The sequence below is a fragment of the Marivita sp. genome, from assembly GCF_048006345.1.
Taxonomy (GTDB): Bacteria; Pseudomonadota; Alphaproteobacteria; order Rhodobacterales; family Rhodobacteraceae; genus Marivita.
Window position 1 is genome coordinate 4,363,759 of sequence record NZ_CP180351.1, and the last position, 12,506, is coordinate 4,376,264.

Below are 12,506 nucleotides of genomic sequence, written 5' to 3' on the forward strand. Positions count from 1 at the left end.
GGAATACCTCCAATTCGATGCAATCGTCAGTCACGGCATACCGGTTGTTAAGATTTCGGTGCCAGAACAGGGCAGCACTTGGGCGGTACGGCCCAATTCACTTGGAATGGGCCCTGTCCGATGCACCTAGTCGCCATGTTTCGACTGCTCTGGCACTGCTCGATTGGTGTCTTGTGCGGTGATGCGGCCCGTGCGGGATCATCACATGACAAAGGGCTGGTCGGCGACCCCGACCAGCTGCATCAGGAAGCCGTCGCGCGTACCACCAACGATATCGGCATGCAGACTGTCGCTTTGCAGGCGCCCGGCCTCAAGACTGCTGTCCGATCCGTCGAAACTTTGCATCACGATATGCGCCGCAGGCAGGTCCGACATTCCAAGTGTCACGGCAAAATGACCGCCCAGCAGCACCTTGTTGGCCAGATAGGCGGCGTCCTCAGGCCCACCCGTTTCCGCCTTCGCTCCCTCAAGAATGGCGCGAATGAACTGCGACGGCGCAAGACCGGACTCATCTTCCAGCGCATCCAACCAGAACGCCATCCCCGTCGCATCCGGCGCGCGCCCCAACACGTTTTCGTAGACCGCGGTGACGAAGGACGGCATGTCCTCCAAAGCACCGTACAAGTTGCGGGTCTCTGGCTGGTCAAAGAAAAACGCGGCGATCTCGTCAAGGCTCAGACCGCCGGCCATCTGGTCGCCCCAGAAGTAGAGCCCTACCGCGTCCGGGGCGCGGTTGAAATAGGCGATGTAAAGCTCGGTCAAGGCTTCCATCGCCGCGCCGTCCAGACGGGCCATGCCATCGAACATGTCAATCGAGATGCCGGTATTCGTAAATGGTTGCACTTCCCGCTCGAAATCGACCTGTTCTATGCTTCTCAATTGCAGCGGCGTCGCGCCCGCCACGCGGTTTTCTATCCAGATCTCGTCTCCGGAAAACCGCAACGAATAGCTGCTTTGATCACCATTCAAAAATACAGTATCGAACCCGTCTCCCCCGTCGATCAGAACCTCACCTGTCTGCGGGCTGAACACATCGTCGCCACTGGTGGCCCCAGATGTCAGGCTCGGTCCATCGTCTTGCACCCGATCGCCGGACCTTTCCGTAAATGGTCCAACCAGTGGTTCGGGCAATACAAGCCCGATCTGCTCTCCCACCCACTCAACGATCTGTTGGTAGTTTTGAGCGACGGTTGGATGGATTGTGTTTGGGATTTGGATGTTTTGCGGGGGTGTTGTTCCGGTGAGTGTTGTGTAGTGGAGGAGGGATGCGAGGAAAGCGAGTGTTGGGGTGGCGTGGCCTTCGTCGTCGAGGAAGAGGTCGCGTGCGGAGAGGCGTGTGAGGCCAAGCTCGGGTGTGTCGAGCATGTCGGCGATGCGGGGTCCGACGCTGATGAGGCGGACGTCGAGGTTGGGGCGGGCCTGCTGGATCATCTCGGTGAGGTCGACCCACCAGCCGTGCCAGTCGCCGGTCATGAGATCGGTCCATGCGGCGAAGGCGGCCGGGCTGGAGGGGAAGCCGTCCATTTCGGGCCAGGTCTCGTAGATGTTGACGGCAGCGCCGGGGGCGCGGGCCTGGGTCCAGTCGATGATGCGCAGCGCGGCTTCCAGCGGCGAGGTTGCGGGCTCGTGCCAATAGGGGCTGTCGGGGGACTGGTCCTGCACGAAGTTCACCGCCGACAGGGTGATCTGGGTGAAGCCAGCCTCGGCAAAGCTCTGGCCGCTTTCCGGGTCCCAGACGGAGTCGACGCCATCGAGCCAGAGATGCGGGTTCGGCGGCAGGTCGTCATGCCGGGTCAGCATGCCGGTCTGGATGTCGACGGCATAGGAGGTGCCGGCAGCCTCGGCCAGCATATCGGTCCAGTAGGGCACGGAGGCTTCGGGATCGCCATTGCCCCAGGCGAAGAGATCATTGCCGAAGACATATTCGCGGACGGCATCGACCGGCTGTGGTGCCGGGGTCGGCGTGACGTCCGGTTCGGGCTCTGGCTGGGGGTCCGGCTCCGGGCGGGGCTGGGGGGTGACGACCGGGGCGTCGTCGTCCTCGTCCTCCTGCGGTGCGGGCGCGGGTGCGGGGCCGAAGTCGAAATCGGCATTGCCCGTGATCCCGTCCTTCATGGTGGCGGGGGCGGGATGGCTGTCCATGAACGCCACCACGGCGTCATGGCGCGCGGTGCTGTCCTGCAGGTGGCGCAGCGACCCCCAGCTGCCCCACTGGCTGGGCTCGGAGACATCGACGAAGACGTTGAACAGCGTGCCACCGGCCGCTTCCCAACCCGCGAGCAGCTCGGTGTAGAGCTGGCCCATGCCGGCGGAATAGTTGAGATGGGTGAAGAACTCGGTGAGCAGGTCGTTGTTGACCCAGGACCCGACGCCGACCACATGGGTGCCGCCCTCGTACATCACCAGATCGAGGCCATGCGCATCGGCCACCGCCTTGTGATAGCGGAAGAGCTCGAACATGCCCTGCAGGGAATCCTCGGCATTGCCGGTGACGGAACCATCGCGCAGCTCGCGCACGGCCAGATCCACGGCCAGATCGAAGCGGTGCTGTGCGACATAGGCCTGGGCGGCAGTCCCGCTCAGCCCCTGGGCCTGCGCCTCCTGGCGGGCCTGCGCCTCGCTCTGGGCGATCCAGCCGAGCACGGCGGGGGCTTTCTCGTCGGTGCCGAGGCTGTTGCCGAAATAGCCGGTGATCGCATAGGTGTCGAAGGAGAGATAGGGCGCGTCATTGGCCGGGCTGAGGGCCTGCCAGGCCGGGGCGTCCAGAAGGGACTCCTCGAGACCGGGCCAGTAGGTGTGGGTCGCGATGACCTTGACCAGCCGGTCCTCGTTGCCGGCATAGACGCTGTCGAGCACGCGGGCCATCTCGGCGGAGCGGGCGCCGTATTCCTGCATCCAGCCATCACCAAGGTCCTGACCAAAGCGCGCCTCTGCGGCGGTCACGGCCTCGCGGGCCTGTTCGAACATCCAGTTCCAGACCTCGTTGGACATCTCGATATGGGCGCGCAGATCGGGGTCGAGATTGTCGCGCACATAGGTGGCGAAGTTGCGGATATAGGTCTCGTCGGCATTCCAGGGGATGTTGAACCAGGGCTCGGTGCCGGTGGCATTGGCCAGCGCCACCATGACCTCGAGGGGCACACCCTCGGAATAGGTGTAGGTGCTGGGTGTGGGGCGGTCGGACCAGCTGCGGATGGTGGATTCGTTGGTCTCCTGCCAATCCATGAAGCGCAGCCCCTGGGCGTCGTTGATGACCTCGAGCCAGAGAGGGTTGAAAAGCGCGCCTGCCTCGAAGGCAGGGATGTAGTCCTGTTTGACCACCTCGATATTGCGCAGGTAGTCGCCGGTGTTGCGGGGGTCGGTGGCGGAGATGGAAACGACGACCATGCCTTCGCCGGTGGGGGTGTAGTTGAACCAGATCTCGCCATCGGATTGCGACACGATCTCGGCGCCGTAAACGGAAATCTCGCCCGCGCCGTCATAGCTCAGCCGGTAGGTGCCCGCCGTATAGAGCGCCTCCGCCGGCATCTCGGTCAGGATGAAGGTCTCGACCCGGTCGACACCCGCAGGCAGATCGGTGATCCAGCCATTGGCATCCAGAACACCCATCGCCTCGAGATCCTCGGCCATATAGGCGCCCCACTGGCTCTCGGTATGCGCGTGCCACGCCCGCGCCGTCTTGAACACGTCCAGAAACGGCTGCTGCACACTCCAGTCAACAATCCCCCGCAACCCAAACGAAAGACCCGCCGCAGACGTCTGCGTCCCGAATACATCGGTCAAGGGTTCCATACCCCACTCCATTCATCCAAAACGCCCCCGCGAAGGGGGATGGCAGGACAGGAGTGAACACGGCCTTAAAGGACCAATTTTCCGAAAAATCTATTGTTTTGAGTGGCTTGTGTTGATGTCGGCAAAGTGCGGATAGGTGAAGAAGGAACCGTGCAAATCCAAGGTCTTATGCCCGTCAGGTACGATGCGCAAAGCTCGCGGACCTGATAGGGTGCGACATGGCTAGAATTTTAGGCGATCGGTCCAAAGCGGTGGAACGCGCGTGCGGAGCAAGGCAAGCGAGGATGTCGCCGACTTTGCTTCCTACGCGCGCCAGCTGATTTACAGAGTTCAGGTCCGGCGCAGCTTGATCACGACATTGACGCTGGAAATCTCTGCCCCTTCCGGCGGACCGGGAATACGGGCGATTTCAAGTTCGTCCGCAGGTGCATCCGTCAGACGCCCCTCGTCTTCCCAGAAGAAATGCGGATGGTCATGGGTATTGGTGTCGAAGTAGCTGCGTGCGCCATCGACCGTGACTTCCTGCATCAGACCGGCTTCGCAGAATGCGCGAAGGGTGTTGTACACAGTCGCAAGCGACACCTGTTCGCCAGTGGATTGCGCGGCGGCAAACAGGCTTTCAGCGGTGACATGGCGGTTCTTGCCATCGCCGACCAGCAGAGATGCCAACGCGACACGTTGCCGTGTGGGGCGCACGCCACCCTTGGTCAGCCATTCCGTTCCGCGGTCGATGGATTGTGAAGACATGCCAACTTCGCTCCTTGATACCTGTGTATATAGGGTGCGAAACGCGCGCAGTTCAATTAAATTTCTTGCAACAACTTGTCTCATGCGCTGCGACCCGGTGGGCTTGCACGCGCGGCGGGCAGGGTGCTAGAGGGGGCAGGATTTTGCCAATCACACCGGGAGCCTTGTCCACCATGTCCGAATTTCCTCGCAGTTTCGACCGTGACGATCTTTTGAAATGTGCGCGTGGTGAGCTGTTCGGACCCGGAAATGCACAGCTTCCTGAACCGCCGATGCTGATGATGGATCGGATCACCGATATCTCTGGCGATGGCGGAGAACATGGCAAAGGCCATGTTGTGGCCGAGTTCGATATCACGCCGGACCTGTGGTTTTTTGACTGCCACTTCCCCGGAAACCCGATCATGCCGGGCTGTCTGGGCCTTGATGGACTTTGGCAATTGACCGGTTTCAACCTGGGCTGGCGCGGCTGGCAGGGACGCGGCTATGCGTTGGGTGTGGGCGAGGTCAAGCTGACCGGCATGGTGCGTCCGGATCGCAAGATGCTGACCTATTACGTCGATTTCACCAAGGCGATCCAGACGCGGCGCCTGACGATGGGTGTTGCTGACGGCCGGGTCGAGGCGGATGGCGAAACCATCTATGTCGTCAAGGACATGAAGGTCGCTCTGTCGGAAAGCTGATAGCGCGCGCCGTTGGCGCGACCGAGCTATTTCTTCGGGCCTCGGCTGAAGACCATTTTCTGGTTCGCCAGCTTGTCCCGCGCACCGGTCCACGCGTAACACAAAAGCGCGGGGTTCTGATCTGCGACCGTGATACGGTGCCGCTGTTCTGGCGGATTGAAGATCAGCGATCCCGGCGCGTAGACGCCCTGATCGTTTTCCGACACGGCGCCAGACAGGCAGATATAGCTTTCGGAAATGCCGTCATGCGCATGGGCTGGATAGGTACAGCCCGGCGCAAAAAGAACGAGCCCGAGGATCACTTCGTCTGTGATCACAGGTCCGGTGGGACCGACCAGTTCGGCATAGGCATAGGTCCGTTCCAGTCCGCGTGGCACTTTTTCGTAGCCGTATTGCCAGACCAGATGGGTCTGCACGCTTTCCAACGCGCGAATGAACGGCGCGTGGCGTTCCATCCGGCCGTTGTCGAGCGCACGGCGCCAATGGGCTGTGACTGGCTTGGACACGGGGTCATGTTCGTGCACTTCGGCATTTGCCTTGATCACCCGACTGATCCCGTCGCGGACCGTTTTCTGGTGGCTGCGGATCTTGGCGCTGCCTCCGGCAGACAGACGCCGGTAGAGCTCGTAGTAGTCGCGCAGAAGGTAAAGCCAGTCCGGGCGGTCCTGAAGACGGGGTTGGTCTGGCATGGTGGCATCCTGTCTGGCGCGGGCGGGGTTGCCGCTGTGTCGTGATTCAGGGCGACGGGTTCAAGCCCGAACTGACCCGGCGAGAACCTGCAGGGGCGCATAATCCAAAGGTTTTTCGCATTTTGTGCCCGATCCGCGCCTGTCTGCCGCCTATCGTGGCAGTTTCTGATCTGCCGTGGGCCGTCACCGGAAGCCATCCACTGTGTCCAATCTGCTTGCTCCTTCCCCCCACCTTCCCCTACACACGCATGCAACAATTGTAAGGAGCCGTGATGCGCCGTGTTGTCGTGACAGGATTGGGGATTGTTTCATCGATCGGGAACAATGCCGAAGAGGTGGCCGCGAGTCTGAAGGCAGGCCGCTCGGGGATCACCGCAAATGCCGATATGGCTGAACATGGGTTCCGGTCGCAGGTTGCCGGGGCCATCGATCTGAACGTGGCCGACCATGTCGACAAGCGTACGTTACGGTTCATGGGGCCGGGTGCGGCCTATGCGCATATCGCGATGGGTCAGGCGATTGCCGATGCGGGGCTGACACCGGACGAGGTGGTGAACCCGATGACAGGCCTGATCGCGGGGTCGGGCGGGCCGTCGACCAGCGCCATGCTGGCCGCGCATCAGTCCGTTCTGAGCACCGGGGCGACCAAGCGGATCGGGCCGTTTGCGGTGCCCAAGACGATGTCGTCGACGGTCAGCGCCAACCTTGCGACGGCCTACCAGATCAAGGGCATGAATTTCTCGATCACCTCGGCTTGTTCGACCTCGTTGCATTGCATCGGCATGGCGGCGCAGCAGGTGGCTTTGGGCATGCAGGATGTGATGTTCGCAGGCGGTGGCGAAGAACTCGATTGGACGCTGTCCTGTCTGTTCGACGCGATGGGCGCGATGTCGTCGAAATACAACGACACGCCCGAGAAAGCGTCGCGGGCCTTTGATGCCGGGCGCGATGGGTTCGTGATTTCGGGTGGCGGCGCAATCGTGGTGCTGGAACCGCTGGAACGGGCCGTGGCGCGCGGTGCCACGATCTATGCCGAAGTCACCGGGTTTTCGGCCACGTCGGACGGCGCTGACATGGTGGCGCCATCGGGCGAAGGCGGCGAACGGGCGATGCGCGGCGCTCTGAAGACGCTCCCTGAGGGGCGCAACGTCAGCTATATCAACGCACATGGCACCTCGACGCCTGTGGGCGATGTGGGTGAGATCGAAGCCGTCCGGCGTGTCTTCGGCGAGGGCAGCACACCCCCGGTAAGCTCCACCAAGTCGATGACTGGCCACAGCCAGGGCGCCACAGGTGCGCAGGAGGCAATCTACTGCCTGCTCGCGCTGCGGGACGATTTCATCATTCCGTCGATCAACGTGGAAACACTCGACCCGGCGCTGAAACCGGAAGAGATCGCCACGGAATTGGTGGAAAACGCAGGGCTTGATACGGTGATGACCAATTCTTTCGGGTTCGGCGGCACCAACGGGTCGATGTTGTTGTCTAAGTACGTAGGTTGAAGATGTCGGGACAGTTGCAGGGCAAACGCGGGCTTATCATGGGCGTCGCCAATGAACGCTCCATCGCGTGGGGGATCGCCAAAGCGATGGCCGAAGCGGGCGCAGAGCTTGCCTTCACCTATCAGGGCGAAGCGTTCGGCAAGCGGCTGGAGCCTCTGGCGGCAAGCGTCGGGTCGGATTTTATGGTCGATGTCGACGTGACGGATGACGCTTCGCTGGATGCCGCGTTCGAACAACTCGCCGCGCGCTGGCCAACGATTGATTTCCTTGTCCACGCCATCGCGTTTTCCGACAAGTCGGAACTGCAGGGGCGCATCCTCAACACCAGCCGCGCCAACTTCAAGAATTCGCTGGATATTTCGGCCTACAGCTTCATCGACGTGGCGCGTCGGGCGCACCCGTTGATGGTGGAGAACGGAGGCACGCTTCTGACGCTGACCTATATGGGCTCCACCCGTGTGACGCCCAGCTACAACGTCATGGGCGTGGCCAAGGCCGCATTGGAAGCCTCTGTGCGCTATCTGGCGAACGATCTTGGTCCCGAAGGGATCCGCGTCAACGCGATCAGCCCCGGACCGATGAAGACGCTTGCCGGGGCGGCCATCGGCGGCGCGCGCAAGACGTACAAGCACACGGACATGAACGCGCCTCTGCGGTCGAATGCGACGCTCGAGGCAGTTGGTGGGACAGCGGTGTATCTTGCGTCTGATGCCGGTGCCTGCACCACGGGCGAGATCATTCGCGTCGATGGTGGGTTCCATGTTTTGGGTATGCCGCAGTACGAGCATCTTTGACGCAGTCGGGAACTCTGCCCTGAGTTGACCGTTGTTTCCTGCAAAGGAGACACGTCAAATGACATATACGCTGACGCTGCAAAGCATCGAACCCGTAACGCATGACACTCACCATCTGGTGTTCAACAAGCCCGATGGTTACGACTACACGCCAGGACAGGCCTGCGATTTTGCGCTCGCCAAAGATGGCTGGCGCGACCAGCAGCGTCCCTTCACCTTTACCGTTTTGCCCACCAACTCGACGCTGGAATTTGTCATCAAGTCTTATCCCGACCACGACGGCGTCACCGAACAGATCGCCAAAATGCAGATGGCAGACCAGGTTGAGATCGGCGATCCTTGGGGCGCCATCGAAGATAAGGGTCCGGGTGTGTTCATCGCGGGCGGGGCTGGAATTACACCGTTCATTGCCGTGCTGAAACGCCGTTTGCAGACACATGGATCGCTTGCCGATTGCCACCTCGTCTTTTCCAACAAGACCGAAAAAGACATCATTCTGCGTGATGCCTTCACGTCGATGTCCGGTCTGAATTGCCACTTTGTTGTAACAGATGAACCTGAAAGTGAATTGTCACGGGGTCAGATCGACTCGGAATACCTTGCCCCGATCGTCGCCCAGACGGATGGCCCCATCTATATCTGCGGACCGGAACCGATGATCGACGACATGTCCAAATGTCTCCGGGACTTGGACGTGTCTGAGCAGCGGATTGTGACCGAAGACCTGGACTGAACCGTTACCAGAAAACTTAAGATCGTCCGCCGAACCGTTCGGCGGGCGTTCGTCACACGAGTGCGCTGTGGGCACGACCACAGGCGCAATGAGGTAAGTCACGATGGACCGAGAAGTGTCTTTTCAACCGGGCGACATTAGCAATGAGGATGCGACTGCGATTTTCAGCGCGTCCACAGTCTCCATGGTTCTGACCAATCCCCGTTTGTCCGACAATCCGATTGTATACGTGAATCGCGCGTTCGAACGGCTGACCGGCTACACGTCAGACATGGCGCTGGGCCGCAATTGCCGATTTCTGCAGGGCGAGCAAACGTCTGCTTCGGCGGTAAAAGACCTGCGCAACGCCATCGGGAACCGCGCGGAAATCTCGACCGTTTTGACGAACATCCGCGCAAATGGTGAACCGTTCCTGAACGCGCTTCTGATTTCGCCCGTCGTCGATGACACCGGAGAGCTGGTGTACTTTGTCGGGCTCCAAAGCGAAGTCGCCAACGACAAGCAGGCGGAACGGCTCAAGCAGTTCGAAACCGTCATGGCCGAGATTCAGCACCGCGTTAAAAACCACCTGTCGATGATCCTTGGCCTCATCCGAATGAAGGCGCGCAAGAGCAAAGCGCCTGAGGAATACAAAGACCTGTCCCGCCGGATCGAAAGCCTGCAATTGCTCTATGAGGAAATGTCGGCGGCGACGCTGGAACGCAATGACGGCAAGATTAAGCTGGGTGCGTATCTCGGACGTGTCGCCAACGCGATCGCCTATCTCGACAGTCGTCCCGGCGTGCGCATGAACATCCATGTCGAACCGCTCATGGTGGACACGGAAACCGCTGTGCGGATCGGGTTGATCCTGTCGGAGGTTCTGACCAACGCGATGCAACACGCGTTTCGCGATCAGAAGTCCGGTCTGGTCGAACTGCGCGTAGTGCGCACGGACAATGGCGGGATGCGCGCAATGGTGACGGACGACGGGGTTGGTCTTCCCGAAGGTGTGACATGGCCCAATTCGGACGGATTGGGAGGGCGCATCGTACAAGGACTTTGCGAGGGTCTGGAGGCTACTCTTCAGGTCACACGGGGCGCCGTGGGAACCATCGTCACATTGGACGTGCCCGTCGCGGATTGACCCCGCCTAGAACCACTGGCCTGATTCCATCAGCCCCAAATCCAGCAATTGGCGCGAATGCCATTCGAACGGCACCGAATTGTGCCAACGGAAGGTTTCGATCTCAAACGCCGATCCCGGATTGCGCTTCAGCGCCTTTGCCGTGCGGAACGTTGCAACCGCCGCCGTGAGGTTGTTGTGCCACGGGCAGGCATAGGTGTTGTATTCCTCATCGTTGAAGGTGTGATCCGGTCGCAGCTCAAGTCCAGGCTTTGCACGGAACAACGCGATGCGGTCGATCTTTCGGCGCTCTGGTGGAACATGCTCTTCATAGCGCCAACGCAATCCGCCAAAGAAATCCAATTGCCGTTCCTTGGGATAGGTCGTTGCGGGATCGTTGCGCCCCAGCGCGTAATAGCCTGATCGGTCCATATACGCATCGTCGATACTGACGGCATTGGGATGGGCCTCAAGATCGCCAGCATAAAGGTCGATGGCATAACACAGCATCGCATCACGGCGTTCTTCGGTGTGGAAGGCCAGCAATTCACCGATGGTGCGCGTCTCGCAGAATGGAAAGAACAGGTATTCGGCGTTGTAGCATACATAGATCCACACGCCGGGAGCCTTGGCGATGATGCTGTTTACGATCTCTTCTCGATTGCCTTTTCGGGTGATCTCGCTGTCCACACGAATGACCTTTTCCGCGATATCGCCGGCAAGGTCGAATTCGCTTGGCATGAAGACGATGTTGGATTTGAAGCCCAAATGAATGTTGTGGCGCAGTGTCGTGTCAATCTCGACCGCATCCTCCACAAACACCAATGCGATCGGCCCCTTGGCCAATGCACCGGGGGCTTGGGAAAGAAGTTCAGTGATACCTGCGTAACGCATGAGGGGCCCTCTGCGGGTGTTTTGCACAGAGTTGGTGAAAAAACCGTGCATTGCAAGATGGGGGTGACATGCGCTATCGCCACGCCCTGAACCCTGCCCCGGAGGATTGGCCCATGTCCGAACCGAAGAAGCTCTTTATCAAGACCTATGGCTGTCAGATGAACGTTTATGACAGCGAACGTATGGCCGAAGCGCTGGGCGGGCAGGGCTATGTCGAAACGCAGTCGCCCGATGACGCGGATATGATCCTGCTCAACACCTGTCACATCCGCGAAAAGGCGGCGGAAAAGGTCTATTCCGAACTGGGCCGGTACAAGGGTCTGAAGGCGGCCAAGCCCGACCTCAAGATCGGGGTCGCGGGTTGTGTCGCGCAGGCCGAGGGCGAAGAGATCATGCGCCGCCAGCCAATGGTCGATCTGGTGGTCGGTCCGCAAAGCTATCACCGCCTGCCCGAGCTTGAGGCCAAAACCCGCAACGGCGAAAAGGCGCTCGACACCGATTTCCCCGAAGAGGACAAGTTCGAGGTTCTCAAGAACCGGCCAAAGGCCAAGCGCGGCCCGACGGCGTTCCTGACGGTTCAGGAAGGCTGCGACAAGTTCTGCGCCTTCTGTGTCGTGCCCTATACGCGCGGTGCCGAGGTCAGCCGCCCCGCGGATCGCATCCTGACTGAAGCGCGGGATCTGGTGGAACGCGGCGTGCGCGAGATCACCCTTCTCGGCCAGAACGTGAACGCCTATCATGGTTCGGCCCCGAAGGGGGCGAACGGGGAGGGCGGTGACTGGTCGCTTGCGCGTTTGATTTGGGCGCTCAACGATATCGACGGGCTGGAGCGCATCCGCTTCACCACCAGCCATCCCAACGACATGACCGATGACCTGATCGAGGCACATGGCACCTGCCCGAAACTGATGCCATACCTCCATCTTCCTGTGCAGTCCGGTTCCGATCGCATCCTCAAGCGGATGAACCGACAGCACACCGCCGAAAGCTATCTTGCAATCATCGACCAGCTGCGTAAGGCACGCCCAGACCTTCTGCTGTCGGGCGATTTCATCGTCGGTTTCCCGGAAGAGACCGAAGAGGATTTCCAGGCGACCTTAGACATCATCCGCGCGTCGAATTACGGCTATGCCTACAGCTTCAAATACTCCACCCGCCCGGGCACTCCGGCGGCGGAACGCGACCAACTGCCCGAAGATGTCAAAGACGACCGCCTGCAACGCCTGCAAGCGCTGATCACCGAGCAGCAAAAGGCTGCGCAGGACGCCATGGTCGGAAAAGAGGTCGGTGTGCTGTTCGAAAAGCCGGGCCGCCTGCCGGGCCAGATGGTGGGCAAATCCGACCATCTTCACGCAGTCCATGTCGAGGCTGACGGACTGACCCCCGGCGACCTGCGCCGCGTCAGGATCATCGACTCCGGGCGCAATTCTCTTAAGGGGGCGTTGGTCGAATGACACATCATCTACGGGGATGCCGCGATATATAGAGGTTTGGTCTTTCCTGAACCGCAGTCTTTGGTAGTATGAAATGAATCGGGCGCCCTTTCCCAGGATGAGGCGTCGCCACA

Annotated in this window: 10 protein-coding genes; 6 read left to right on the forward strand and 4 right to left on the reverse strand. The window is 60.5% G+C overall.

From position 1 onward, the window contains the following. Positions 1-201: 201 nt before the first annotated feature. Complete coding sequence (locus tag ACMVPR_RS21190; protein ID WP_416884477.1) at positions 202-3,792, reverse strand: DUF4214 domain-containing protein; 3,591 nt, start codon at positions 3,790-3,792, stop codon at positions 202-204. A 330-nt stretch (positions 3,793-4,122) separates the two neighbouring features. Then, positions 4,123-4,539, reverse strand: a complete 417-nt coding sequence (gene irrA, locus ACMVPR_RS21195; protein ID WP_292264403.1) for an iron response transcriptional regulator IrrA — start codon at positions 4,537-4,539, stop codon at positions 4,123-4,125. Positions 4,540-4,712: 173 nt separating this feature from the next. Between irrA and fabA the strand changes: the two genes are divergently transcribed. Further along, positions 4,713-5,222, forward strand: a complete 510-nt coding sequence (gene fabA / locus ACMVPR_RS21200; RefSeq protein WP_416884478.1) for a bifunctional 3-hydroxydecanoyl-ACP dehydratase/trans-2-decenoyl-ACP isomerase — start codon at positions 4,713-4,715, stop codon at positions 5,220-5,222. A gap of 26 nt (positions 5,223-5,248) precedes the next feature. Here fabA and ACMVPR_RS21205 read toward each other — a convergent pair whose 3' ends face one another. Next, positions 5,249-5,911: a dimethylsulfonioproprionate lyase family protein gene (locus tag ACMVPR_RS21205; RefSeq protein WP_416884479.1), complete on the reverse strand. Its 663-nt coding sequence runs from the start codon at positions 5,909-5,911 to the stop codon at positions 5,249-5,251. A 272-nt stretch (positions 5,912-6,183) separates the two neighbouring features. On the opposite strand from ACMVPR_RS21205, the gene ACMVPR_RS21210 reads away from it, so the two are divergent. The 4 genes from ACMVPR_RS21210 to ACMVPR_RS21225 all read left to right on the forward strand — a co-directional run bounded on the left by ACMVPR_RS21210 (position 6,184) and on the right by ACMVPR_RS21225 (position 10,066). Next, positions 6,184-7,413: a beta-ketoacyl synthase N-terminal-like domain-containing protein gene (locus tag ACMVPR_RS21210; protein WP_416884480.1), complete on the forward strand. Its 1,230-nt coding sequence runs from the start codon at positions 6,184-6,186 to the stop codon at positions 7,411-7,413. Between the two features lie 2 nt (positions 7,414-7,415). Continuing rightward, positions 7,416-8,207, forward strand: a complete 792-nt coding sequence (locus ACMVPR_RS21215; protein ID WP_300587484.1) for an enoyl-ACP reductase FabI — start codon at positions 7,416-7,418, stop codon at positions 8,205-8,207. Positions 8,208-8,265: 58 nt separating this feature from the next. Next, positions 8,266-8,940 (forward strand): FAD-binding oxidoreductase, encoded by a 675-nt coding sequence (locus ACMVPR_RS21220; protein WP_416884481.1) that lies wholly within the window; start codon positions 8,266-8,268, stop codon positions 8,938-8,940. 115 nt (positions 8,941-9,055) lie between these two features. Next, complete coding sequence (locus ACMVPR_RS21225; protein ID WP_416884482.1) at positions 9,056-10,066, forward strand: PAS domain-containing protein; 1,011 nt, start codon at positions 9,056-9,058, stop codon at positions 10,064-10,066. 6 nt (positions 10,067-10,072) lie between these two features. Here ACMVPR_RS21225 and ACMVPR_RS21230 read toward each other — a convergent pair whose 3' ends face one another. Further along, entirely contained in the window at positions 10,073-10,939 is an 867-nt protein-coding gene (locus ACMVPR_RS21230; RefSeq protein ID WP_416884483.1) for a hypothetical protein, read from the reverse strand. A 113-nt stretch (positions 10,940-11,052) separates the two neighbouring features. On the opposite strand from ACMVPR_RS21230, the gene miaB reads away from it, so the two are divergent. Then, complete coding sequence (gene miaB / locus ACMVPR_RS21235) at positions 11,053-12,393, forward strand: tRNA (N6-isopentenyl adenosine(37)-C2)-methylthiotransferase MiaB (protein ID WP_416884484.1); 1,341 nt, start codon at positions 11,053-11,055, stop codon at positions 12,391-12,393. The last annotated feature ends 113 nt before the right edge of the window (positions 12,394-12,506 follow it).